The sequence below is a fragment of the Streptomyces sp. NPDC002787 genome (genome assembly GCF_053592095.1).
In genome coordinates this window covers 1-24,508 of sequence record NZ_JBSFVC010000024.1, presented here as the reverse complement: position 1 = coordinate 24,508, position 24,508 = coordinate 1, and the positions used below count along the sequence as shown (strand labels likewise).

The window sequence follows — 24,508 nt, the reverse complement described above, 5'->3', positions numbered from 1 at the left end:
TTCACATGATCACCAGAACCGCCCGACCGGTCAGGCTCCGAGCACCCGGCGCAAGTAGTCGTTCTGGAACCGCCGTTCGGGGTCGAGCCGGTCACGCAGCGCGGTGAACTCGCCGAAGCGGGGATAGACCTTGGAGAAGTAGTCCGTGTCCCGCGTGTGCACCTTGCCCCAGTGCGGCCGCCCCTCGTGCGCGGTGAAGATCCGCTCGGCGGCGGTGAAGTACGCCTGATAGGGCGTGCCCTTGAACATGTGCACGGCGACGTAGGCGCTCTCCCGGCCGGAGGCGGTGGACAGGGTGATGTCGTCGGCCGGGGCCGTACGCACCTCGACGGGGAAGCTGACGCGCAGATTCGAGCGCTCGACCATCGCCTTGAGTTCACGCAGCGTGTCCACCAACGCCTCGCGCGGCACGGCGTACTCCATCTCCACGAAGCGCACCCGGCGCGGGGACGTGAAGACCTTGTAGGGGATGTCGGTGTACGTCCGCGCCGACAGGGCGCGGCTGGAGATCTGCGCGATGGTCGGGATGGTGGCCGGGACCGCCTGGCCCACCCAGTTGGCCACCTGGAAGACGCCGTTGGAGAGGAACTCGTCCTCGAACCAGCTGTTCAGCTGTGGTACGGGCTTCTCGGGGCCGGCGCTGCGGTTGTTGCGCTTGGTGTTGGTGTTGCCCGTGTGCGGGAACCAGTAGAACTCGAAGTGCTCGTTCTCGGCGTGGAGTTCGTCGAACTCGGCCAGCACCTTCTCGAACGGCATCGGTTCCTCGCGTGCCGTGAGCAGGAAGATCGGCTCCACGGCGAAGGTGATCGCGGTGACGATGCCGAGGGCGCCGATGCCGACACGGGCGGCGGCGAAGACGTCCGGGTTCTCCGTCGCGGAACAGGTGAGCACCGAGCCGTCGGCAGTGACCAGTTCGAGTCCCCGGATCTGGGCGGCGATCGAGGCCGAGTCGCGGCCGGTGCCGTGCGTGCCGGTGCTGGTCGCGCCGGAGACCGTCTGCTCCATGATGTCGCCCATGTTGGTGAGCGACAGCCCCTCGCGCGCGAGAGCCACATTGAGTCTCTTGAGCGGAGTGCCGGCGGCCACGGTGACGGTCATGGCCTCACGGTCGATCTTGCGTATGCCCGTCAACAGTTGAGGGCGGATCAACACGCCGTCGGTCGCGGCGGCGGCCGTGAAGGAGTGGCCCGTGCCGACGGCCTTCACCCTGAGGTCGTCCTCGGCGGCCTTGCGTACGGCTGCGGCGAGTTCTTCGACGGTGACAGGGGTGACCTCACGTACGGGCCGGGCGGTGACGTTCCCCGCCCAGTTACGCCACGTGCCGCTCTTCCCGATCACTGTGGTGCTCATGGGGCCCTCCCCGCCTAGGAGCCGGCCTGCGCAGCCGGCCGTACCCGAGGAAACCGACCGCGACCGCGACGGCTCCGGACACCGCCGAAACCCCGTACCCCGCCTCCGCCCCGGCCGCGTCGATCACCCAGCCGGCCACGGAGGAGCCGAACGCGAACCCGGCCGCGAGGCCGGTGCTCACCCAGGTCATGCCCTCGGTCAGTTGCGCGCGTGGTACGTGCTCCTCGACCAGGGCCATCGTCGTGATCATCGTGGGTGCGATGGACAGGCCCGCCATGAAGAGCGCCACGGCCAGAAACGGCAAGTTTCCGACCAGTAGGAGGGGGATCATACTCACGGCCATGCCGCACACGCCCAACAGCCATCGACGTTCCGCCGCCCCCGAGAAGCGCATCAGCCCGAAGGCGATGCCCGCGGCGCACGAACCGGCCGCGTAGAGGGCCAGGACGACGCTCGCCGCGGCCTTGTGGCCCCGCTCCTCGGCGAAGGCCACGGTGACCACGTCGACGGCCCCGAAGATCGCCCCGGTCGCCACGAAGGTGGCCACCAGGACCTGCAGCCCGGGTGAGCGCAGCGCCGAACGGGCCTTGTGGTGCCGCTCGCGCGGGTGCGGCGCCGGTTCGGTGGCGCGCTGGGCGGTCAGCCAGAAGACGCCGACCGCGAGGAAACAGGCGGCGAGCAGCGGCCCGGCCTCCGGGAACCACGCCGTCGACAGCCCGATGGAGATGATCGGTCCGAAGACGAAACAGACCTCGTCGACGACCGACTCGAAGGAGTACGCGGTGTGCAGCTGCGGGGTGCCCCGGTACAGGGCCGCCCAGCGAGCCCGTGTCATCGCCCCGAGGCTCGGCACACAGCCGATGCCGGCCGAGCAGACGAACAGCACCCAGTCCGGCCAGTCGTAGTGCGCGGCGAGCAGCAGCCCCGCGGACGCGGTCAGCGCGACGAGGGTCGCCGGGCGCAGCACGCGCCGCTGTCCGTGCCGGTCCACCAGGCGCGAGATCAGCGGGCCGAGCATGGCGGCGGACAACGCGATGGTTGCCGAGAGCGCGCCGGCCAGGCCGTACCGCCCGGTGAGCTGGGAGATCATCGTGACCACGCCGATGCCCATCATGGACAGCGGCATCCGGCCGAGGAGACCCGCGGCGGTGAAGCCCTTGGTGCCAGGCGTGGCGAACAGGGCGGTGTAGGGGCTGGGCACGGGGTCTCCGGTCGTTCCGGGAAACGGGGGCCTCGTAAGGCGCGAACGCAGTCGATACAGCTTACGAGTGAGGTAACCCCACGTCATCCTCGGGTCCGGGCCGGGATCCCGGCTGTCGGTGCCGGGTGGCAGGATCGAGACATGCCACACGCGCACGACGCCACCCCCTACGACGCCCTGCTCCTGCTCTCGTTCGGCGGCCCGGAGGGCCCGGACGACGTGGTCCCGTTCCTGGAGAACGTGACGCGCGGGCGCGGCATCCCCAAGGAACGCCTCAAGGAGGTCGGGCAGCACTACTTCCTGTTCGGCGGGGTCAGCCCCATCAACGACCAGAACCGCGCCCTGCTCGACGCCCTCCGCAAGGACTTCGCCGGGCACGGCCTGGACCTGCCGATCTACTGGGGCAACCGCAACTGGGCGCCCTATCTGACCGACACGCTGCGCGAGATGGTCGCCGACGGCCGGCGTCGCGTCCTGGTCCTCACCACCAGCGCGTACGCCTCCTACTCGGGCTGCCGCCAGTACCGCGAGAACCTCGCCGACTCCCTCGCCGCCCTGGAGGCCGAGGGCCTGGAGCCGCCGAGGATCGACAAGCTCCGGCACTACTTCAACCACCCCGGCTTCCTGGAGCCCATGATCGACGGTGTCGTGGAATCGCTCGCCGCTCTCCCCGAGGACGTCCGGGACGGCGCGCACCTCGCCTTCTGCACGCACTCCATCCCGAACGCCTCGGCGGACACCTCCGGCCCTGTCGAGGACCACGGCGACGGCGGCGCGTACGTCGCGGAGCACCTGGACGTCTCGCGGCTCATCGCCGACGCCGTGCGCGAGCGGACCGGCGTGGAGCACCCCTGGCAGCTCGTCTACCAGTCCCGCTCCGGCGCCCCGCACATCCCGTGGCTGGAGCCGGACATCTGCGACCACCTGGAGGAGCTGCACGGGTCCGGGGCCCCGGCCGTCGTGATGGCGCCCATCGGGTTCGTCTCGGACCACATGGAGGTCCTCTACGACCTCGACACCGAGGCCATGGCCAAGGGCGAGGAGCTGGGCCTGCCGGTGCGCCGCTCGGCGACCGTGGGCGCCGACCCCCGGTTCGCCGCCGCCATCCGCGACCTGGTCCTGGAGCGCGCCGCGACCGAGCGGGGGCAGGGCGACGTCACACCCTGCGCCCTCGGCGCGCTCGGCGCCAGCCACAACCTGTGCCCGGTCGGCTGCTGCCCGGCCCGCGCCCCGCAGCCCGCCGCCGCGGGCGCCGACAGCCCGTACGCGTGAGGAGCACCGTGACCGACCAGTCAGAGCGTCCGGACGGCCTGAGGGCCGAACTGCTGGAGATCGCCCTGGACGCGGCCCACCGCGCGGGAGCCTTCCTGCGCGACGGCCGGCCCGACGATCTCGGCGTGGCCGCCACCAAGTCCAGCGCGGTCGACGTCGTCACCGAGATGGACATCGCCTCCGAGAAGCTGATCACCGGCCTGCTCGCCGAGCGCAGGCCGCACGACGGCGTGCTCGGCGAGGAGGGCGCCAGCGTCGAGGGCACCAGCGGCGTCCAGTGGGTGATCGACCCCATCGACGGCACCGTCAACTACCTGTACGGGCTGCCGAGTTGGGCCGTGTCCATCGCGGCCCGGGTGGACGGCGAGACGGTCGTCGGCGTGGTCCACGCCCCGGTGCGCGGCGAGACCTACCGGGCCGTCCTCGGTGAGGGCGCGTACGTGAACGACCGCCCCGCGCGCGTGCGCCCCGTCCCGGAGCTGGGACTGGCCCTCGTCGGCACCGGCTTCGGCTACCGCGCCGAGCGCCGGGCCCGGCAGGCCGACGTGCTGCGCGAGCTGATCCCTCACGTGCGGGACATCCGGCGCGGGGGCTCGGCCGCGATCGACCTGTGCGACGTGGCCGTGGGCCGCCTGGACGCGTACTACGAGCGCGGTCTGAACGCCTGGGACTACGCGGCGGGCGACCTCATCGCCCGGGAGGCGGGCGCCCTGACCGGTGGCCGCCCCTCAGAGCCCCTCTCACCCGACCTGACCATCGCGGCCCCACCCGGCCTGTTCGAGGTCCTCCAGGCCCGCCTGGACGAGCTGGGCGCCTGGCACGACTGACGGCTCACGCATCGGGCGCCTTCAGGGACTGCAGAAGAGGGCGCCCTACGGCGAGTGAGCCGAAGGGCGCGCCTGTGTCGGGAGGGGGAACGCGCGGAGGCCCGAAGGGTCGCGCACGATCGCCTCCCGACACAGGCAAAGAGCGCCCCGGAGGCGAACCGAGCCCCAAAAAGCAGGACCCCCGCCTGGATCTGCCGGGGGTCCCGCTGTCGTGCGTATGGGCTCTGGATCAGACGCTGTACGCGCCGACCTCCACACCGTGATCGGCGGCGAGGCGGCGCAGGTCGTCGAGCTCGCCCTGCTCCACCTCGACGAGGAAGTCGTCGCCCTCGTCGCGAGCCCTGGTCAGGTCGGACTCGGTCGCCCTTATGCGCTGCAGAAGTCCTGCGGTGAATGCGTCCATGCTGCGCCCCCTCGTCCTGGGTCGTGGGTCGATGGCACGGGGGTGTGCCGTTCGGAAGGGGCGATCACGTCTCCTGGATGCCCAGCGCCGCCCTGGCCGGGCGGCGACGGTGCCGGACACCCACGCCCGCTCTGCGGAAAAGCGGATGGCTGCGTACCGCATGGTGGGGCGGCACAAGCAGAGTGTGATCGCGGGGTGTAAAGCCGTCCTCCCCCCGGTCTCTCGGACGGAAACCTCAACCGGACGAAAAAATCCCGTATTCCCGGCCGCGCGCCTTCGGCCTTCCTGTCCCAGGGTCGCCTTACAGCCGACTTACGGCCGAAAAAGGCAGGATGGAGGTCACACACCCACGAACACCCTGCCCGAGTGCGCTTTCGACGCGCTACGCGGGTGGACACAGGAAGGACAAGCGACGTGCGCGTACTCGTCGTCGAGGACGAGCAACTGCTCGCCGATGCGGTGGCCACCGGACTGCGCCGGGAGGCCATGGCCGTCGACGTCGTGTACGACGGTGCGGCCGCCCTGGAACGCATCGGCGTCAACGACTACGACGTGGTCGTCCTCGACCGCGACCTCCCCCTCGTCCACGGCGACGACGTCTGCCGCAAACTCGTCGAGCTCGGCCTGCCCACGCGCGTGCTGATGCTCACCGCGTCCGGCGACGTCAGCGACCGTGTCGAGGGCCTGGAGATCGGCGCCGACGACTATCTGCCCAAGCCGTTCGCGTTCAGCGAGCTGATCGCGCGCGTGCGGGCCCTCGGCCGGCGGACGAGCATGCCGCTTCCGCCGGTCCTCGAGCGCGCCGGCATCAAGCTCGACCCCAACCGCCGCGAGGTCTTCCGCGACGGCAAGGAGGTCCAGCTCGCGCCCAAGGAGTTCGCGGTCCTGGAGGTGCTGATGCGCAGCGAGGGCGCCGTCGTCTCGGCGGAACAGCTCCTGGAGAAGGCCTGGGACGAGAACACCGACCCGTTCACCAACGTCGTGCGCGTGACGGTCATGACCCTGCGCCGCAAGCTCGGTGAGCCACCGGTCATCGTCACGGTGCCCGGCTCCGGCTACCGGATCTGATCCGCCATGGCCACCACCCCCGCGCCGCCGCAGGCGCCCCCCAAGCCCACCTGGGACCCCAGGAGGGCGCAGAACCCGCTGCCGTGGCTGCGCCCGACCATCCGGATACGGCTGACGCTGCTGTACGGCGGCATGTTCCTGATCGCCGGGATCCTGCTGCTGTCGATCATCTACCTGCTCGCCGCCCAGGCGGTGAACACGGGAAACGCACCGCTGTTCAAGATCGTGGGCGGCGCGAACATCAGTGTCACCAGCGACAAGTGCCCCGCGGTCGACGCCGACTCGACCAACGTGCCGCTCAGCGAGTTCAACGCGGCGATCTCCGCCTGTATCGACGACCAGCGTCGGGCCGCCCTGGACAGCCTCCTGAGCCGTTCCCTGCTGGCCCTGCTCGGGCTCGCCGTGATCGCGTTCGCCTTCGGCTACGCGATGGCGGGCCGCGTGCTCGCGCCGCTCGGCCGGATCACCCGCACCGCCCGCGCGGTGGCGGGGTCGGATCTGTCCCGCCGTATCGAGCTGGACGGCCCGGACGACGAGCTGAAGGAACTGGCGGACACCTTCGACGACATGCTGGAACGGCTGCAACGTGCCTTCACGGCCCAACAGCGGTTCGTCGGGAACGCCTCGCACGAGCTGAGAACACCGCTCGCGATCAATCGCACGCTCCTGGAAGTGCATCTCTCCGACCCGAACGCGCCGGCCGAACTGCAACAGCTGGGCAAGACACTGCTGGCCACCAACGAGCGCAGTGAGCAGCTCGTCGAGGGGCTGCTGCTGCTCGCCCGCAGCGACAACCAGATCGTCGAGCGCAAGCCCGTGGACCTCGCCGAGGTGGCCTCCCAGGCGATCGACCAGGTGCGGTCCGAGGCGGACGCCAAGAAGGTGGAGATCCGCGGCGAGCGGGCGCCCGCGGTCGTCCAGGGCAACGGCGTCCTGCTGGAGCGGATCGCCCTGAACCTCCTCCAGAACGCCGTCCGGTACAACGTGCAAGGCGTCGGAGGCTGGGTAGAGGTCACCACGGAGCTCCAGCACGGTCAGGCGGTGCTGGTCGTCACCAACACCGGGCCCGTGGTCCCGGCGTACGAGATCGACAACCTTTTCGAGCCGTTCCGGCGGCTGCGTACGGAGCGCACGGGGAGCGACAAGGGTGTGGGTCTCGGGCTGTCGATCGTCCGGTCCGTGGCCCGCGCGCACGGTGGCCACATCGCCGCCCGGCCACGCGAGGGAGGCGGGCTGGTGATGCGGGTGACCCTGCCTGTCTGAGAAAATGGCCCCGGCTCCGGGACGTGTTCGCTTTGCGCGGAATTTCCCGGCGGCCTGATCGAAACGGTCGCGCGCGACCAATGTGTGATCGATCACATGGGCGAATTTCCAGCCATCTACTGAGCGTGATCATGCGCCTGCCGGAAAGCCGGGAAAATGCGGGTTTTCGGGGGTTGAGATCACGGGAAGTACATGCTGAGGCGCTTTGAAATGCAGCCTGAGGACCGTGTACGGTCCCGTTCGCCATCCAAGCCGATCACTCTTGAGGAGTCCGGTTGGGTGTCGATTGAGTAACAGACCTTGATGTGAGGCAAAATCTCCGCCTCAGGTCGGGCACAAGTCCGGCCTCTCACGCGTTACGTGCGCTGGAGACACCGCAGACACCCAGAGGGGGAGAGCGCGACATGGCAACGGATTACGACACCCCACGCAAGACCGACGACGACGTCGACTCGGACAGCTTGGAAGAACTCAAGGCTCGCCGGAACGACAAGTCGACCTCCGCCGTGGACGTCGACGAGTTCGAGGCCGCCGAAGGCCTGGAACTGCCCGGGGCCGACCTCTCGAACGAGGAGCTGGCCGTCCGGGTGCTGCCCAAGCAGCAGGACGAGTTCACGTGCATGAGCTGCTTCCTGGTGCACCACCGCAGCCAGCTGGCCCGCGAGAAGAACGGTCAGCCCATCTGCCGCGACTGCGACTGAGGCAGGGTCGGCCGTGACTGGCTCGACCCCTCCTTGGAAGCGCCGCTTCCGCAAGAAGGAGGCGGACCAGGGGCCGTACGACGGCTCCGACGGCGTGCGTGAAGACGAGCGGGGCTCCTCCGACCAGGGAGCGGCCTCGCTCGAACGTGCGTCCGGCACGGCGTCGGGGGGCGCCACGGATGAGCAGGGACGCCTGCCCGTACCGGTGGACACTCCGGCGCCGGTCGCCAGACGACGCACCGTCGTCGTCCGGGACGGACTGAAACAGGGCCTCAAGACCGGGGCACGCAAGAGCGGTGAGGGAGCCAGAGCAGGGCTCGCGTACATCACCGACCGGGTCATCGAGATCGCCCCACGGATCCCCGTACGCGACCTCGCTGCTCTGCGCGCCCAGTTCCCGGGCCTGGGGCCCGAGCAGATCGCCGACAGGCTCGTCGCCGGGGCCGCGAACGCGTCGTCCACGGTGGGCGCGGGTGTCGGGGCCGCCGCGATGCTGCCGGCGCCGCCCGCCATGCCGGCGGAACTGGCCGCTGAGATCACCGGGGTCGCCGCGATCGAGCTCAAGCTCATCGCCGAGCTGCACGAGGTGTACGGGGCGCGGCCGCCGGGGAACCTGCGGCAGCGCAGCGCCGCCTACCTGGACTCCTGGTCCGGTGAGCGCGGGATCGACGTGACCAAGCCGTCGACGGTCAACTCGGCGCTCGGCGGGCAGATGAAGCGGCAGTTGCGGCAGCAGATCATGAAGCGGATGGTGCGCAATCTGCCGAACCTGATGCCGTTCCTGGTCGGGGCCGCCGTCGGGGCGGTCATGAACCGCCGGGACACCAAGCAGCTCGCGGAGCGGATCCGTAAGGACCTGCGGCGGACGCAGGTGCCGTGGGAGGCGTTGCCGGAACTGCCGCCGCTGGAGAGGCCCGTGGATCCACTGACGGTGGGGGAGCTGCCGAAGGAACTCGGCGGGGGGTGAGCGGGAGCCGCGCTGGGCGCACCCGGTCCGTCGATCGGCCCGTCGATCGGGCGCGCCCGAGTTCGGCACCGCCGGAAACGCGCCGTGGTGGCTGATCGCCGTCGTGGCGGAGGGAAATACCGCCGGCGGTTAAGAGTTCGGCGAGAAAAGCGCGGTGGCGCAGAGCCCTCGACGGCGGCCCACAGCTGTCGCGGGACGAGGGGGGTTCACGCCGTCGTCCTCGCCGTTTCCAGGGCCGCCGCCAGGCGTTCCGGCTCCCTCGTCGACAGGTAGACGTACGGGGTCGGGTCGGCCGGGTCGGTCACCGGGATGCGCAGGGCGGTGGGAATGTAGGCGCGGAGGAGCATGAAGGCATGGGGGTTGGCCTTGTGGGTGCGCCAGGCCTGGGCTTCCTCGCGGTCCAGGATCTCGGGCTCACCGAGGGCGTTCACCGGGATCTTCGCCTCGCCCGCGATCAGGGAGCCGCCGACGACGCGGATGCGGACCGAGCCGTAGGAGCTGGCGACGACCGCGGCGGCCGCGGTGCCGCCGGCGAGGCCGCCCAGCAGGGGCAGGGTGCCGAAGGGCAGCAGGATGAGGGCCATCGAGACGCCGACCAGGAAGCAGACGAGCCACCAGGAACGGGGAGCGGTGAGGCGTTCTTCGTACGGCGAGGCGGAGAGCTGCATGGCGTCAAGCTTGGCATGCGGGACGTCCGCCCCCGGAAGAGGGCCGTCCGAGGGGAAACCCTGCCCGTAGGGGCGGTGGCCGGACGCTGACGGACGGGTAAGGTCTGCGGCTGTGAGAGGTACTTCCGCGGTCCTGCAGCCCCCGGCGGACGCCACGGCGCCCGTACGGCATCCCGAGGCGCCCGCCCCCGGTGAGCTGCTGGGCGCGCACTACGGGCAGTGTTTCGGCTGCGGTGACCAGCAGCCCCACGGGCTGCACCTGGAGGCGAGGGCCGGTGAGGGCGTCACTCTCACCGCCGAGTTCACCGTGCGCACCGCGCACCAGGGCGCCCCGGGCCTCGCGCACGGCGGAGTCCTGGCCAGCGCGCTCGACGAGACCCTCGGCTCTCTCACCTGGCTGCTGCGCACCATCGCGGTGACCGGGCGGCTGGAGACCGACTTCGTGCGGCCCGTGCCCGTCGACACCGTCCTGCACCTGAGGGCCGAGGCGACGGCGGTGGCCGGGCGGAAGATCTACGCGACCGCGGAGGGACGCATCGGCGGCCCCGACGGCCCGCTCGCCGTGCGCGCCGACGCGCTCTTCATCGAGGTCGAGGTCGACCACTTCATTGACCACGGCCGCGAGAAGGAGATCCAGGCGGCCATGAACGACCCGGACCAGGTCCGGCGGGCCCGCGCCTTCGAGGTGAACCCGTGAACGGCGGCCGTACCCCTCTCGACGTCCTGATCCGGCGCGTCGACCCCGACGTGCCGTTGCCGGACTACGCGCGGCCCGGTGACGCGGGCGCCGATCTGCGCACCACGGAGAGCCGGGAACTGAAGCCGGGCGAACGGGCCGTACTGCCCACGGGAGTGTCCATCGCGCTCCCGGAGGGGTACGCGGCCTTCGTGCACCCACGGTCCGGTCTCGCCGCCCGCTGCGGCGTCGCCCTGGTGAATGCCCCGGGGACGGTTGATGCCGGGTACCGTGGGGAGATCAAGGTGATCGTGGTGAATCTCGACCCGCATGAAGCCGTGCGGTTCGAGCGCTTCGACCGGATTGCCCAACTGGTCGTCCAGCAGGTCGAGAAGGTGCGCTTCCAGGAGGTGGCGGAGCTTCCCGACTCGGCGCGGGCCGAGGGGGGCTTCGGGTCCACCGGCGGTCATGCCGCCGTGGGCGGCACAAGCGGCACAACGGGTGGGAATCGATACGCTTCGGTCGTATCCGACCGGGAAGGACAGTGACGTGTTCGGACGTCGCAAGAAGAAGGGTTCCGCTGAGGACGCGGCGGACGCGGCGAGCGAGGCCGAGCAGGTCGACGGCGTAGCCGGAGAAGTCGACACTGAGGCGGACGAGGTCGAGCGGGAGCGTGTGCGGCTCGAGCCCGAGCCCCGGCCCGACGGGCCGTGGGACAGCTCCGAGGTGCGCGATCCCGGCGAGGGCCGGGTGGACCTCGGCGGCATCTTCGTGCCCGGGGTCGACGGCATGGAGCTGCGGGTCGAGGTCGCGGGCGACGCGATCGTCGCGGCGACCGTCGTGCTGCGCGACAGCGCGGTCCAGCTGCAGGCCTTCGCCGCGCCAAAGCGCGAGGGCATCTGGGGCGAGGTCCGTGAGGAGATCGCCTCCGGCATCACCCAGCAGGGCGGTGTCATCGACGAGGTCGAGGGCCCGCTGGGCTGGGAGCTGCGGGCCCAGGTGCCGGTGCAGCTGCCGGACGGCACGGGCGGCTTCCAGGTCGTCCGGTTCGTCGGTGTGGACGGGCCCCGCTGGTTCCTGCGCGGGGTGATCTCCGGCCGGGGCGCGGTGGAGCCGCAGACCGCCGGGCTGCTGGAGCAGATCTTCCGGGACACCGTCGTCGTACGCGGTGACGGGCCCATGGCCCCGCGTGACCCGATCGTGCTGAAGCTGCCGAACGACGCGCAGATGGTCCCCGAGGGGGTCCAGCAGGAGGAGCAGGCCGGTTCCCGCTTCTCCGGTGGCATGGGACAGCTGCAGCGCGGGCCGGAGATCACCGAGGTTCGCTGAGCGCTCGACAGCTCCGCCGAAGGACGTTGGGGAGCCGCGGGTCCGTTCGGGCCGGTCGCGCGGCTCTCCGTGCCCTTGCGGGGCGCGGGCGTCAGGGTTGCGTCAAAGAGGGCCCACAGCCCGCCTCCTGCCCCCTTTACCGTGATGGCCGGCCGTAAGGTCGACGCTGCGTAGGCGGCGGTCACGGGAAGACAATGGGGCCATGGGACGCGGGAAGTTTCGGATCTACCTCGGTGCGGCACCGGGCGTCGGCAAGACGTACGCGATGCTGTCCGAAGCCCACCGTCGGCACGAACGGGGCACCGACTGTGTGGTGGCCTTCGTGGAGCACCACGGCCGGCCCCGCACCGAGGTGATGCTGCACGGGCTCGAACAGATCCCCCGCCGGGAGCTGGAGTACCGGGACGCGGTCTTCACCGAGATGGACGTGGACGCCGTTCTCGACCGGCGCCCCCAGGTGGCCCTCGTGGACGAGCTGGCCCACACCAATGTCCCCGGCTCCCGCAACGACAAGCGCTGGCAGGACGTGCAGGAGCTGCTCGCGGCCGGCATCGACGTGATATCGACCGTCAACATCCAGCACCTGGAGTCGCTCGGCGATGTCGTCGAGTCGATAACCGGTGTACGGCAGCGCGAGACCGTCCCTGACGAGGTGGTGCGCAGGGCGGACCAGATAGAGCTGGTCGACATGTCACCGCAGGCGCTGCGGCGGCGGATGGCGCACGGCAACATCTACCAGCCGGACAAGGTCGACGCGGCACTGTCGAACTACTTCCGGCCCGGGAACCTGACCGCGCTGCGGGAGCTGGCGCTGCTGTGGGTGGCGGACCGGGTCGACGAGTACCTCAACGCGTACCGCAGCGAGCACGAGGTCTCGAGGATCTGGGGCTCGCGCGAGCGCATCGTGGTCGGACTGACCGGCGGCCCCGAGGGCCGGACCCTGATCCGCCGGGCCGCCCGGCTGGCGGAGAAGGGGGCGGGCGGCGAGGTCATGGCCGTCTACATCGCGCGCAGCGACGGGCTGACCTCCGCCTCACCCAAGGAACTCGCCGTCCAGCGCACCCTCGTCGAGGACCTCGGCGGCACCTTCCACCACGTCGTCGGCGACGACATCCCGGCCGCGCTGCTGGCCTTCGCGCGCGGCGTCAACGCCACCCAGATCGTGCTCGGCGTCTCACGCCGCAAGAGCTGGCAGTACGTGTTCGGGCCGGGCGTCGGCGCCACCGTCGCCCGGGACTCGGGGCCCGACCTGGACGTCCACCTGATCACACACGACGAGGCCGGAAAGGGGCGCGGGCTGCCCGTCGCCCGGGGCGCGCGGCTCGGGCGGGCCCGGATGATCTGGGGCTGGCTGGTCGGGACGGTGGGCCCCGTACTGCTGGCGCTGCTCCTGGCCAACTTCGAGACCGACCTCGGCCTCGCCAACGACATGCTGCTGTTCCTGTCGGCGACGGTGGCCGCCGCCCTGCTGGGCGGTCTGCTGCCCGCTCTGGCCGCCGCCGTGCTGAGTTCGGTGCTGCTCAACTGGTTCTTCACCCCGCCGGTGCACAGCCTGACGGTCGACGACCCCAAGAACATCGTGGCCATCGCCGTCTTCATAGGGGTCGCGGTGGCGGTGGCGTCCGTCGTGGACCTCGCGGCCCGGCGCACCCACCAGGCGGCCCGGTTGCGCGCCGAGTCGGAGATCCTGTCCTTCCTCGCGGGCAGTGTGCTGCGCGGCGAGACGAGCCTGGAAGCCCTGCTGGAACGCGTCCGCGAGACCTTCGGCATGGAGTCGGTGGCCCTGCTGGAACGGGAGAGCGACGTGGACCCGTGGACCTGCGCCGGCAGCGTGGGCCCACGGCAGGTGGACCGTCCGGAGGCCGCGGACGTGGACATGCCGGTCGGTGACCACATGGCGCTCGCCCTCTCCGGGCGGGTGCTGCCCGCCGAGGACCGCCGGGTGCTGGCCGCGTTCGCCGCCCAGGCCGCCGTCGTACTGGACCGCCGACGGCTCCAGCAGGAGGCCGACCAGGCCAAGGAACTCGCCGAGGGCAACCGCATCCGCACCGCGCTGCTCGCCGCCGTCAGCCACGACCTGCGTACGCCGCTGGCCGGCATCAAGGCCGCGGTCACCTCCCTGCGCTCGGACGACGTCGAGTGGTCCGAGGAGGACCAGGCGGAACTGCTCGAAGGCATCGAGGAGGGTGCCGACCGGCTCGACCACCTCGTGGGCAACCTCCTCGACATGTCCCGGCTGCAGACCGGCACGGTCACCACGCTGATCCGCGAGATCGACCTCGACGAGGTGGTGCCGATGGCCCTCGGCGGCGTACCCGAGGGCAGCGTCGCACTGGAGATCCCCGAGAGCCTGCCCATGGTGGCCGTCGACCCCGGGCTGCTGGAGCGCTCGGTCGCCAACATCGTCGAGAACGCCGTCAAGTACAGCCCGCCCGGCACGCCCGTCCAGGTCTCCGCCAGCGCCCTCGGCGGCCGCGTGGAGGTCCGCGTCACCGACCGTGGCCCCGGCGTCCCCGACGAGGCCAAGGACCGTATCTTCGCCCCGTTCCAGCGTTACGGCGACGCCCCGCGCGGGGTCGGCGTGGGACTCGGACTCGCGGTGGCGCGCGGCTTCGCCGAGGCCATGGGCGGGACCCTCGACGCCGAGGACACACCCGGCGGAGGCCTCACCATGGTGCTCACGGTGCGGGCCGCGTCGAACGGCTCGGAGCCGGACGGGGCCGTGTCGCGGGACGCGGCCATGTCGGCGGACCGGTCCGGGTCGGCTGGCCCGTCCGCGTCGGCGGGCCCGGCCAATTGGGCAGATCGGTCCGGGTCGGTGGATCCGTCCGCGTCGGCGGACCCGGCCGGGTCGGTGGTTCCGTCCGCGTCGGCACGTCCGGTCAGGCCCGCAGGAACGGCCATATCGGCAGAAAGGCGAACCACATGACCCGGGTGCTCGTGGTCGACGACGAGCCGCAGATCGTCCGCGCGCTCGTGATCAACCTGAAGGCGCGCAAGTACGACGTCGACGCGGCCCACGACGGCGCGACCGCCCTCGCACTCGCCGCCGCCCGCCATCCCGACGTCGTCGTCCTCGACCTCGGGCTGCCCGACATGGACGGCGTCGAGGTCATCAAGGGGCTGCGCGGCTGGACCCGGGTGCCGATCCTCGTGCTGTCGGCCCGGCACTCCTCCGACGAGAAGGTCGAGGCCCTCGACGCGGGCGCCGACGACTACGTCACCAAGCCCTTCGGCATGGACGAGCTGCTCGCCCGGCTGCGCGCCGCCGTCCGCCGCGCCGAGCCCGTCGGCGGGGAGGAGGGCGACGTGCTCGTGGAGACCGCCGACTTCACCGTGGACCTGGCCGCGAAGAAGGTGAACCGGGACGGCAAGGACGTCCGGCTGACCCCCACCGAGTGGCACCTCCTGGAGGTGCTGGTCCGCAACACCGGACGCCTGGTCAGCCAGAAGCAGCTCCTGCAGGAGGTCTGGGGGCCGTCGTACGGGACGGAGACCAACTACCTCCGGGTGTACATGGCACAGCTGCGGCGCAAGCTGGAGGGCGATCCGTCGCGGCCGAGGCACTTCATCACCGAGGCGGGGATGGGTTACCGATTCGAGAAGTAGCCGGGGGTACGGCTCTGTCGGCGGGCCCCGGTACGCTTTTTGCCATGAGTGCTGTTCCTCGTTCCGAGAAGCCGGCGGGCCGGTTCCGGCGCATGCTCGACCGGCTCTCCTCGTCCCAGACGGACCTGGAGTCGGAAGAGCTGCGCGAGGACACGGACACCGCGGGCTGTACGCGCATCTGTGACTGCCACGACCGACAGATAGTGACGGTTACTGGTACCTTGCGCACGGTCACGCTGCGCCCCCGGGCCGGTGTCCCGGCCCTGGAGGCCGAGCTGTTCGACGGTTCGGCCGCCCTGGACGTGGTGTGGCTCGGCAGGCGCTCCATCGTCGGGATAGAGCCGGGGCGCAAGCTGATCGCATCCGGCCGGGTCTCGATGAGCCGGGGCCGTAGGGTGCTGTTCAATCCGAAGTACGAACTCAGACCCCTCGGACGGGAGTAGCCGGTGACGTCGCTCGACAAGCCGACGGAAGACGCCCAGCGGGGCGCCCAGGACGCCCAGGGCGGACCGGACGGCTCGCACGACTCGAGGGCGGTGACCGAGGCCGCGTTGTTCGAGGCGTTCGGCGGCGTTCGCGGCATGGTCGAGACCGTGCTCCCGGGACTGCTCTTCGTCTCCATCTTCACGATCAACAAGGACCTGCACTCCGCGGCCCTCGCGGCTCTCGGTGTGTCCGTCCTGCTGGTCGTCGTGCGGCTCGTCATGAAGGACACCGTCAAGCACGCTTTCAGCGGTGTCTTCGGGGTCGCCTTCGGTGTGGTCTTCGCGATGATGACCGGCAACGCCAAGGACTTCTATCTGCCGGGCATGCTCTACACGCTGGGCCTCGGCCTCGCCTACATCGTCACGACGGTGGCGGGTGTGCCGCTGATCGGCCTGATGCTCGGCCCGGTCTTCAAGGAGAACCTGTCCTGGCGGACCCGGAACCCCGGCCGCAAGAAGGCGTACGCGAAGGCCAGTTACGCCTGGGGCGCGATCCTGCTCGGCAAGTGCGCGATCCTCTTCCCGCTGTACTGGTGGGCCGACACCACGCAGCTGGGCTGGGTGCTCATCGCCCTGAAGATCCCGCCGTTCCTGCTCGCCGTATGGCTGACCTGGATCTTCCTGGCGAAGGCGCCGGCTCCGATCGACGTGTTCGCGGAGATGGAGGCGGAGGAGCGCGCGGCGGAGGAGCGGAAGGCTGCGGCGCGGTCAGCCGACTAGGCACCCGGTGTGGTTGCGGGCCTGCCGGGGGCTGCTGCCCCGGGCCTGCCGGGGGCTGCCGCCCCCAGATCCCCGCTTCGGCCTGAACGGCCTCGTCCTCTAGCGTCGGACGGGCTGGGTGTGCACCGAGAACGAAGGGGCGCCCGGAAACTTCCGGGCGCCCCTTCCATGCATCGGCCTCCGGTGTCAGCTCGTGGCGTCCTCGCGCCGTACCGACAACAGGTCCTCCAGCTGCTCCTCACGCGCCTGCGCGGCCACGAACAGGAGCTCGTCGCCCGCCTCCAGGGAGTCGTCCGAGGTGGGGGTGAGGACCCGGGTGCCGCGGATGATCGTGACCAGGGAGGTGTCCTCCGGCCACTCCACCTCGCCCACCCGCGTACCGGCCAGGGCCGACTCGGGCGGCAGCGTCAGCTCGACCAGGTTCGCGTCCCCGTGGCTGAAGCGGAGGAGGCGGACCAGGTCACCGACGCTCACGGCCTCCTCGACCAGGGCCGACATCAGCCGGGGGGTCGACACGGCCACGTCCACGCCCCAGGACTCGTTGAACAACCACTCGTTCTTGGGGTTATTGACACGGGCGACGACGCGGGGGACGCCGTACTCCGTCTTCGCCAGCAGGGAGACGACCAGGTTGACCTTGTCGTCGCCGGTCGCGGCGATGACGACGTTGCAGCGCTGGAGCGCCGCCTCGTCCAGGGACGTGATCTCGCAGGCGTCGGCCAGCAGCCACTCCGCCTGGGGGACGCGCTCGACCGAGATGGCGGTCGGCGCCTTGTCCACGAGAAGGACCTCGTGGCCGTTCTCCAGCAGTTCGCCCGCGATCGAGCGGCCGACCGCACCGGCTCCGGCAATGGCGACCCTCATCAGTGACCGCCCTCCTCGTCGGGGCCCTCGGCGAAGGACGCCTCGACCTTCTCCACGTCGTCCGTACGCATCATCACGTGCACGAGGTCGCCCTCCTGCAGCACCGTCTGCGAGGTGGGCAGCATCGCCTCGCCCAGGCGGGTGAGGAAGGCGACGCGGACGCCGGTCTCCTCCTGCATCTTGCTGATCTTGTGGCCCACCCAGGCCGAGGAGGCGTGCACCTCGGCGAGCTGGACGCCGCCGGTGGGGTCGCGCCACAGCGGCTCCGACCCGGCGGGCAGCAGCCGGCGGAGCATCTGGTCGGCCGTCCAGCGGACCGTGGCGACCGTCGGGATGCCCAGACGCTGGTAGACCTCGGCGCGGCGGGGGTCGTAGATCCGCGCCGCCACGTTCTCGATGCCGAACATCTCGCGGGCGACCCGGGCGGCGATGATGTTGGAGTTGTCGCCGCTGGAGACGGCGGCGAACGCGCCCGCCTCCTCGATGCCCGCCTCGCGCAGCGTGTCGCGGTCGAAGCCGACGCCGGTGACGCGACGGCCGCCGAATCCCGAGCCCAGACGACGGAAGGCCGTGGGGTCCTGGTCGATCACGGCGACCGTGTGCCCCTGTTGCTCCAGGGTCTGGGCGAGGGTGGAACCCACTCGCCCGCAGCCCATGATGACGATGTGCACGACCGTCCTTCCGGTGTCAATAGCTACTGCTCAGCCGAAACGTCAAAAATCAGGGTCTCAGACAGTCGCCCAAGCTACACACGCGCGGTCAACCAAGGGCACCCCTGTGCGGTTTCGGGTTACATCGTGGGACGTCGTCGGCTGATCCGGCGGACGCTGATCATCGTCAGGACGCCGAGTCCGACGAGGGAGGCGATGGCGCCGATCAGCTCCGCGGTCGCGGCCTGCATGGAGTCTCCAGAGGGTGAGGGGACGGGATTCGTCATACAGAGGTTCGTCATATAGACATGAGGACGCCGTCCATTAGGTCGGAGGATGCGTGACATGGCGCACTTCCGGGCCCCGGGCGGACCGATTTCACTCCGGGGCCCGCCGGGATTTCACCCGGATGTGCCCAGAACCAGTCGGGGCGCTTACGATCCTCTGCGTGTCCAAACTGACCGACGTGCCCAAACGGATTCTGATCGGGCGCGCTCTGCGCAGCGACCGGCTGGGCGAAACGCTCCTGCCGAAGCGCATCGCACTCCCCGTCTTCGCCTCCGACCCGCTCTCGTCCGTGGCGTACGCACCCGGCGAGGTGCTCCTGGTCCTCTCCATCGCGGGCGTGTCGGCCTACCACTTCAGCCCCTGGATCGCGGTCGCGGTCGTCGTGCTGATGTTCACCGTGGTGGCGTCGTACCGGCAGAACGTGCACGCCTACCCCAGCGGCGGTGGCGACTACGAGGTGGCGAACACCAACCTCGGCCCCAAGGCCGGGCTCACCGTCGCCAGCGCGCTCCTCGTCGACTACGTCCTCACCGTCGCGGTGTCCATCTCCTCCGGCGTGGAGAACCTCGGCTCGGCCATCCCCTTCTTCGTCGAGCACAAGGTGCTGTGCGCGATCGGGATCATCGTGCTGCTCACGCTGATGAACCTGCGCGGGGTGAAGGAGTCCGGGAAGCTCTTCGCGATCCCGACGTACGTCTTCGTCGTCGGCGTGTTCCTGATGATCGCGTGGGGTGCGTTCCGCGGGCTGGTCCTCGACGAGACCATGCGGGCGCCGACCGCCGACCTGGAGATCAAGCCGGAGCACCAGGGGCTCGCCGGTATCGCGCTGGTCTTCCTGCTGCTGCGGGCCTTCTCCTCAGGCTGCGCCGCCCTCACCGGTGTCGAGGCGATCTCCAACGGCGTCCCCGCCTTCCGCAAGCCCAAGTCGAAGAACGCGGCGACCACCCTGGCCCTGATGGGCTTCTTCGCCGTCACCATGTTCTGCGGCATCATCGTCCTCGCCATGCTCACCAAGGTGCGGATGGCCGAGAACCCGGCGGTCGACCTGCTGCGCGACGGCACCCCGGTCGGTGACTCCTACGTCCAGAACCCGGTGATCTCGCAGGTAGCCGCCGCCGTCTTCGGTGACGGCACGTTCTTCTTCGTCCTCCTGGCCGCCGCCACCGCGCTGGTCCTCTTCCTGGCCGCGAACACCGCCTACAACGGCTTCCCGCTGCTCGGCTCGATCCTCGCCCAGGACCGCTACCTCCCGCGCCAGCTGCACACCCGTGGCGACCGCCTCGCCTTCTCCAACGGCATCGTGCTCCTCGCGGGCGCCGCCATGCTCCTGGTGTGGATCTACGGCGCCGACTCCACGCGCCTCATCCAGCTCTACATCGTCGGTGTGTTCGTCTCCTTCACGCTGAGCCAGACGGGCATGGTCCGGCACTGGAACCGCCATCTGCGCACCGAGAAGGACCCGGCCAAGCGGCGCCACATGGTCCGCTCCCGCGCGATCAACACCTTCGGCGCCTTCTTCACGGGCCTGGTGCTGATCGTCGTCCTCGTCACCAAGTTCACGCACGGCGCCTGGGTCGCCCTACTCGGCATGGTGATCTTCTACGCGACGATGACGGCCATCCGTAAGCACTACGACCGGGTCGCCGCGGAGATCGCCGCGCCGGACGGCCCGAGCGACGACGTCGTACGGCCCTCCAGGGTCCACTCCGTGGTGCTGATCTCCAAGATCCACCGCCCCACCCTGCGGGCCCTCGCCTACGCCAAGCTGATGCGCTCCCACACGCTGGAGGCGCTCAGCGTCAACGTCGACCCGGCGGAGACCAAGGCCCTCCAGGAGGAGTGGACGCGGCGCGGCATCGACGTACCGCTGAAGGTCCTCGACTCGCCGTACCGCGAGGTCACCCGGCCGGTGATCGAGTACGTGAAGGGGCTGCGCAAGGAGTCCCCGAGGGACGCGGTGTCGGTCATCATCCCCGAGTACGTGGTCGGCCACTGGTACGAGCATCTGCTGCACAACCAGAGCGCGCTCCGGCTCAAGGGCCGACTGCTCTTCACACCGGGTGTCATGGTGACCTCCGTGCCCTACCAGCTGGAGTCCTCCGAGGTCGCCAAGCGACGGGAACGCAAGCGGCAGGAGTGGAACGCGCCGGGTTCGGTACGGCGTGGCCCGGCGGACGAGCGCTCCAAGGAGTCCTCGGCCAACAAGAGCTGACGTTCGTGGTCAACGGCCGGACGGCACCCACGTAGACTGGTGGGCTGTTGTCCGGCCGTTGCGGCTTTCCGTTCTTTGGAGTCACCCCACCATGCAGGCAGAACCGAGGAAATCGCTGGTGGGAGAGGAGTACGAGGTCGAGGTCGGCCCCGTCGCCCACGGCGGCCACTGCATCGCCCGTACCGCCGAGGGCCAGGTCCTCTTCGTCCGGCACGCGCTGCCCGGCGAGCGGGTCGTGGCGCGGGTGACGGACGGCGAGGAAGGCGCGCGTTTCCTGCGGGCGGACGCGGTCTCGGTGCTGTCGGCCTCCAAGGACCGCGTCGAGGCCCCCTGCCCCTACGCCGGGCCCGGCCGCTGCGGCGGCTGCGACTGGCAGCACGCCAAGCCGGGGGCCCAGCGCCGGTTCAAGGGCGAGGTCATCGCCGAGCAGCTGCAGCGCCTCGCGGGCCTCACGCCCGAGGAGGCGGGCTGGGACGGCACGGTGATGCCGGCCGAGGGCGACAAGGTGCCGGCGGGCGAGGTCCCGGCGTGGCGTACGCGGGTGCAGTACGCGGTGGACGACTCGGGTCGGGCCGGGCTGCGCAAGCACCGCTCGCACGAGGTGGAGCCGATCGACCACTGCATGATCGCGGCGCCGGGCGTCTCCGAACTGGGCATCGAGAAGCGGGACTGGACGGGCATGGCGTCCATCGACGCGATCGCCGCGACGGGCTCCCAGGACCGTCAGGTGATCCTTGAGCCCCGGCCGGGTGCGCGCCTGCCGATCGTGGAGCTGGACAAGCCGGTGTCGGTGATGCGGGTCGAGGAGAAGGACGGGGGCGTGCACCGCGTCCACGGGCGCCCCTTCGTCCGTGAGCGTGCCGACGACCGTACGTACCGTGTGGGCAGCGGCGGCTTCTGGCAGGTCCACCCGAAGGCCGCCGACACCCTCGTCAAGGCGGTCATGCAGGGGCTGCTGCCGCGCAAGGGCGACATGGCGCTGGACCTGTACTGCGGGGTGGGACTGTTCGCGGGCGCCCTCGCCGACCGTGTCGGCGACAAGGGCGCGGTCCTCGGCATCGAGTCCGGCAAGCGGGCCGTCGAGGACGCGCGTCACAACCTCGCCGACTTCGAGCGGGTCCGCATCGAGCAGGGCAAGGTCGAGGCGGTGCTCCCGCGCACGGGGATCACGGAGGTCGACCTCATCGTCCTGGACCCGCCCCGCGCGGGCGCGGGCCGCAAGACCGTCCAGCACCTGTCGTCCCTGAGCGCCCGCCGGATCGCCTACGTCGCCTGTGACCCGGCGGCGCTGGCTCGGGATCTGGGGTACTTCCGGGAGGGTGGGTATCGGGTGCGGATGCTGCGGGCGTTCGATCTGTTTCCGATGACCTCGCATGTGGAGTGCGTGGCGATTCTTGAGCCCGCAGCAAAGGGCGTCTGACCTGCTGTTCTTCTGGTTTCACAGATTGCCTCGCCAGCTGGCCGTGAGGTCCCGGGAACCGGGGGTCTACGGGGCGGGCAGGGGCGCAGCGCCTGCAGCATGGCGCGCACGGCACGCTCTGTGGCCGCGCTTCGGTGACCACCACGGTCAGTGCGTCGGTGGTCCGCACTTCGTCGAGGCTGTCCTTCACGCAACCATGGTCGGGACCAATCGAGTCGTCGGCTGATTTCTTGAGGGGCAGGGGGCGCGAAATGGATGTTCGGCAGCTGCAGTACTTCCTTGCGATTGTTGATCGTGGGGGGTTCAACCGTGCTGCCTCGGCTCTGTACGTGTCGCAGCCGTCGCTGTCGCAGGCCGTGCGGGCACTGGAGCGTGATCTCGGCTCCGAGCTGTTCCATCGCATCGGGCGTAGGGCAGTGCTGACGGAGGCCGGAAGGGCTCTGATCGAGCCTGCCAGGGAGGCCGTGCGGAGTCTGGAGACGGCGCGGGCGAGTGTGGCGGCGGTGCATGAGCTGCGTGAGGGGCGCCTGGATGTGGCGTCCATGCCGTCGCAGGCGGTGGAGCCGCTGACGAGTCTGGTGAGTGCTTTCAGCCATCGGCATCCCGGCGTCTCCGTGGCCATCAAAGCGGCGTTCACCTCGCGTGACGTGATCGACATGGTGCGCACGGGTGCCGTGGAGTTGGGGCTTTTGGCGTCCGCCGGTCCCATCTCCGACAAGGAGGTCGCCTCACACGCGCTGGGGCGGCAGCGTTTTGTGCTGATGGTGCCGGCCGACGGCCCGTTCGCTGATCGGACGGCGGTGGAGTGCCGGGAGCTCGCGGGACAGCGGCTGATCGTCCTTACGTCGACGCGCTGCGGGAACAGGGCATCGAGTTCACCGTTGCCGCGGAGACCGAGCACCGTGTGTCGCTCATGCCCCTGGTACTGGCCGGGGTCGGACTCGCGGTGGTCACGGATTCCTGGCGGGACGTTGCCCGGCGGCTGGGCGCCCGCATGCTGGACATCGAGCCGAGGGCCACCTTGGACGTCGCCCTCGTCAGCCGCCGCGGCAGCCTGTCGCCTGCGGCAGCGGCGTTCGTCACGGCCGCCACCTCGGCCGCCGACAGCTGACAGGCATGGCTGATGAGGCAGATCCCACCGCGTCCTGGACGCCTCACGGACCGCCTTGCTGCAAGCGACGGTATGACGACGCACCACGGCATTGCACTGACCACCGGGGACGGCATCTGCGCCGAGGTACTGCCCCCCGCACAGCAGATCCTCGATGTTCTGGGCCGCCGCGACGGCTTCTGCCTCTCCCGCACGTCGTACGACGACTCTCCGGCCCATCCGCGTCTTCACAGGCGTCGACAGGCCAGTGCGCGGCGCGCGGCCGGGCGAGGTCGGGTTCGTCGTCGTGTGCGAGAACGTGGAAGGTGAGTGCAGCGAGTGCGGAGACCGACGCAACAGCCGGTTCGCCGGACGAGATCGCCGTGCAGGAGGCGTGTTACCCCGGCCGACGTCATGCGCGTGCTGGGCTACGCCGTCACGCCGGCCTCTCGGCGCAGCGGCCGCCTGGCCTCCGCAACTCCCCTCGGTGGCTCCGGTAGTCGTTCAGCCAGCGGAGACCTTCGCTCGTGCCGGCGCGGGGGATGGACTCGGAGCCGATCCACCCGTCGAACGCCAGCTCGTCTACCACGTCGAGCAGGTGGCGGACGTTGAGCTCACCCCGGTCGGGCTCGTTGCGGTCGGGCACGCCCGCGATCTGCAGATGACCGACCCGGCCGGCCGGCACGTCGCGGCGCAGGGTCGCGGTGAGATAGCCCTCGACGATCTGGCAGTGGTAGAGGTCGAGCTGCACCTTGAGATTCGAGGCTCCCACCTCCTGCACCACGGCGTGGGCCTCGGTCTGGGTGCTCAGGAAGTATCCGGGCATGTCGCGGCCGTTGATCGGGTCGATCAGGATGTCCACGCCCGCGGCGGCGGCCCGTTCCGCGGTCCAGGCCAGGTTGATCAGGTAGGTGTCGCGGTGCTGGACCCGCTCGACCGGTGTCGCGTCCGGGGGGACCAGCCCGGCCATCAGGTGCACCCGCGGGCAGCCCAGCGCCGCCGCGTACTCCAGCGCCCGGTCGACCCCGGAACGCACCTGCGCCTCGCGTCCGAGCAGTGCCGCCATTCCGCGCTCTCCGGACTCCCACGCTCCGGGAGGCGCGTGGAAGAGCACGCCGGGGCGTGGACCGTGTGTTCGCGGCCGTCGACCGGGTCGACGATGCGGCCGAGGACATCGCCTTCCGCGACTTCGCCGATGATGTCGGCGTCGAAGGAGAACTCCGGGTACCACAGGCCGGTGGCCTCGGCGGTGACGCCGGCGGACCAGACCCACTCGCGGACCGGTGCCGGGGCGGAGCCGTCCTGGTCGAGGACGCCCAGGTGGCGCAGTGCCTTCAGCAGGCCGTCGAGGCGGCGGAGGGCGGTGGCCTCGTCCCGTCGGCCGAGCTCGCCCACCTCGACGAGGACCGCCGAGATGCCCCGGCGGGCGGCGGCCGCGTGGCTGT

At 70.5% G+C, this 24,508-nt stretch carries 23 protein-coding genes and 2 pseudogenes; 17 read left to right on the top strand and 8 right to left on the bottom strand.

The genetic code is table 11. From position 1 onward, the window contains the following. Positions 1-30: 30 nt before the first annotated feature. Complete coding sequence (locus tag ACWD26_RS30265; protein ID WP_451275133.1) at positions 31-1,350, bottom strand: D-arabinono-1,4-lactone oxidase; 1,320 nt, start codon at positions 1,348-1,350, stop codon at positions 31-33. Continuing rightward, positions 1,310-2,551: an MFS transporter gene (locus ACWD26_RS30260; RefSeq protein WP_451275132.1), complete on the bottom strand. Its 1,242-nt coding sequence runs from the start codon at positions 2,549-2,551 to the stop codon at positions 1,310-1,312. Before ACWD26_RS30260 ends, ACWD26_RS30265 begins: the two co-directional genes overlap by 41 nt. A gap of 141 nt (positions 2,552-2,692) precedes the next feature. Here ACWD26_RS30260 and ACWD26_RS30255 point away from each other — a divergent pair, with 141 nt between their 5' ends. Together ACWD26_RS30255 and ACWD26_RS30250 are read left to right on the top strand one after the other, a co-directional pair. Next, the gene (locus ACWD26_RS30255) at positions 2,693-3,823 is read left to right on the top strand and encodes a ferrochelatase (RefSeq protein ID WP_451275131.1); all 1,131 of its coding nucleotides are present in this window, start codon (positions 2,693-2,695) and stop codon (positions 3,821-3,823) included. 8 nt (positions 3,824-3,831) lie between these two features. Further along, positions 3,832-4,650: an inositol monophosphatase family protein gene (locus ACWD26_RS30250; RefSeq protein ID WP_451275130.1), complete on the top strand. Its 819-nt coding sequence runs from the start codon at positions 3,832-3,834 to the stop codon at positions 4,648-4,650. A 229-nt stretch (positions 4,651-4,879) separates the two neighbouring features. Here the strand turns inward: ACWD26_RS30250 and ACWD26_RS30245 are convergent, their stop codons facing one another. Then, complete coding sequence (locus ACWD26_RS30245) at positions 4,880-5,053, bottom strand: hypothetical protein (protein WP_192829560.1); 174 nt, start codon at positions 5,051-5,053, stop codon at positions 4,880-4,882. A 414-nt stretch (positions 5,054-5,467) separates the two neighbouring features. On the opposite strand from ACWD26_RS30245, the gene ACWD26_RS30240 reads away from it, so the two are divergent. From ACWD26_RS30240 to ACWD26_RS30225, 4 genes are all read left to right on the top strand, one after another. After that, the gene (locus tag ACWD26_RS30240; RefSeq protein ID WP_045561067.1) at positions 5,468-6,121 is read left to right on the top strand and encodes a response regulator transcription factor; all 654 of its coding nucleotides are present in this window, start codon (positions 5,468-5,470) and stop codon (positions 6,119-6,121) included. A gap of 6 nt (positions 6,122-6,127) precedes the next feature. Further along, complete coding sequence (locus ACWD26_RS30235; RefSeq protein WP_451275129.1) at positions 6,128-7,384, top strand: sensor histidine kinase; 1,257 nt, start codon at positions 6,128-6,130, stop codon at positions 7,382-7,384. A gap of 404 nt (positions 7,385-7,788) precedes the next feature. Beyond that, complete coding sequence (locus ACWD26_RS30230; RefSeq protein WP_005481602.1) at positions 7,789-8,085, top strand: DUF4193 domain-containing protein; 297 nt, start codon at positions 7,789-7,791, stop codon at positions 8,083-8,085. 13 nt (positions 8,086-8,098) lie between these two features. Then, entirely contained in the window at positions 8,099-9,052 is a 954-nt protein-coding gene (locus ACWD26_RS30225; RefSeq protein ID WP_451275128.1) for a hypothetical protein, read from the top strand. Positions 9,053-9,258: 206 nt separating this feature from the next. Here ACWD26_RS30225 and ACWD26_RS30220 read toward each other — a convergent pair whose 3' ends face one another. Further along, on the bottom strand, positions 9,259-9,720 hold the full coding sequence (locus tag ACWD26_RS30220; RefSeq protein WP_451275127.1) for a DUF3093 domain-containing protein: 462 nt from the start codon (positions 9,718-9,720) through the stop codon (positions 9,259-9,261). A gap of 112 nt (positions 9,721-9,832) precedes the next feature. On the opposite strand from ACWD26_RS30220, the gene ACWD26_RS30215 reads away from it, so the two are divergent. The 7 genes from ACWD26_RS30215 (at position 9,833) to ACWD26_RS30185 (ending at position 16,539) form a co-directional block, all read left to right on the top strand. Next, on the top strand, positions 9,833-10,417 hold the full coding sequence (locus ACWD26_RS30215) for a PaaI family thioesterase (protein WP_451275126.1): 585 nt from the start codon (positions 9,833-9,835) through the stop codon (positions 10,415-10,417). Continuing rightward, positions 10,414-10,944 (top strand): dUTP diphosphatase, encoded by a 531-nt coding sequence (gene dut, locus ACWD26_RS30210; RefSeq protein ID WP_451275125.1) that lies wholly within the window; start codon positions 10,414-10,416, stop codon positions 10,942-10,944. Before ACWD26_RS30215 ends, dut begins: the two co-directional genes overlap by 4 nt. A gap of 1 nt (position 10,945) precedes the next feature. Continuing rightward, positions 10,946-11,725, top strand: a complete 780-nt coding sequence (locus ACWD26_RS30205) for a DUF3710 domain-containing protein (protein WP_451275124.1) — start codon at positions 10,946-10,948, stop codon at positions 11,723-11,725. A 202-nt stretch (positions 11,726-11,927) separates the two neighbouring features. Continuing rightward, positions 11,928-14,654, top strand: coding sequence for a DUF4118 domain-containing protein (locus ACWD26_RS30200; RefSeq protein WP_451275123.1), 2,727 nt, complete (start codon positions 11,928-11,930; stop codon positions 14,652-14,654). Continuing rightward, positions 14,651-15,334 (top strand): response regulator, encoded by a 684-nt coding sequence (locus ACWD26_RS30195; RefSeq protein ID WP_451275122.1) that lies wholly within the window; start codon positions 14,651-14,653, stop codon positions 15,332-15,334. Before ACWD26_RS30200 ends, ACWD26_RS30195 begins: the two co-directional genes overlap by 4 nt. Positions 15,335-15,378: 44 nt before the next feature. Next, positions 15,379-15,777 (top strand): OB-fold nucleic acid binding domain-containing protein, encoded by a 399-nt coding sequence (locus ACWD26_RS30190; protein ID WP_451275121.1) that lies wholly within the window; start codon positions 15,379-15,381, stop codon positions 15,775-15,777. Between the two features lie 3 nt (positions 15,778-15,780). Then, entirely contained in the window at positions 15,781-16,539 is a 759-nt protein-coding gene (locus tag ACWD26_RS30185; protein WP_451275120.1) for a DUF3159 domain-containing protein, read from the top strand. A gap of 186 nt (positions 16,540-16,725) precedes the next feature. On the opposite strand, the gene ACWD26_RS30180 is transcribed toward ACWD26_RS30185, so the two are convergent. Then, positions 16,726-17,403 (bottom strand): potassium channel family protein, encoded by a 678-nt coding sequence (locus ACWD26_RS30180; protein WP_451275119.1) that lies wholly within the window; start codon positions 17,401-17,403, stop codon positions 16,726-16,728. Next, entirely contained in the window at positions 17,403-18,074 is a 672-nt protein-coding gene (locus ACWD26_RS30175; protein WP_451275118.1) for an NAD-binding protein, read from the bottom strand. Before ACWD26_RS30175 ends, ACWD26_RS30180 begins: the two co-directional genes overlap by 1 nt. Before the next feature lie 427 nt (positions 18,075-18,501). Here ACWD26_RS30175 and ACWD26_RS30170 point away from each other — a divergent pair, with 427 nt between their 5' ends. The 4 genes and pseudogenes from ACWD26_RS30170 to ACWD26_RS30155 all read left to right on the top strand — a co-directional run bounded on the left by ACWD26_RS30170 (position 18,502) and on the right by ACWD26_RS30155 (position 23,084). Continuing rightward, the gene (locus ACWD26_RS30170) at positions 18,502-20,553 is read left to right on the top strand and encodes an APC family permease (RefSeq protein WP_451275117.1); all 2,052 of its coding nucleotides are present in this window, start codon (positions 18,502-18,504) and stop codon (positions 20,551-20,553) included. A gap of 91 nt (positions 20,554-20,644) precedes the next feature. Further along, positions 20,645-21,973, top strand: coding sequence for a class I SAM-dependent RNA methyltransferase (locus tag ACWD26_RS30165; RefSeq protein WP_451275116.1), 1,329 nt, complete (start codon positions 20,645-20,647; stop codon positions 21,971-21,973). 251 nt (positions 21,974-22,224) lie between these two features. After that, positions 22,225-22,350 (top strand): annotated as a pseudogene (locus tag ACWD26_RS30160) (LysR family transcriptional regulator); the annotation flags it as partial. A 165-nt stretch (positions 22,351-22,515) separates the two neighbouring features. Continuing rightward, positions 22,516-23,084 (top strand): annotated as a pseudogene (locus tag ACWD26_RS30155) (LysR family transcriptional regulator substrate-binding protein). A 415-nt stretch (positions 23,085-23,499) separates the two neighbouring features. On the opposite strand, the gene ACWD26_RS30150 reads toward ACWD26_RS30155, so the two are convergent. Next, entirely contained in the window at positions 23,500-24,129 is a 630-nt protein-coding gene (locus tag ACWD26_RS30150) for a hydroxypyruvate isomerase family protein (RefSeq protein WP_451275115.1), read from the bottom strand. Continuing rightward, positions 24,033-24,508, bottom strand: a 476-nt coding sequence (locus tag ACWD26_RS30145) for a succinylglutamate desuccinylase/aspartoacylase family protein (protein WP_451275114.1), incomplete at its 5' end; no start/stop codon positions are given. The genes ACWD26_RS30150 and ACWD26_RS30145, both read right to left, overlap by 97 nt.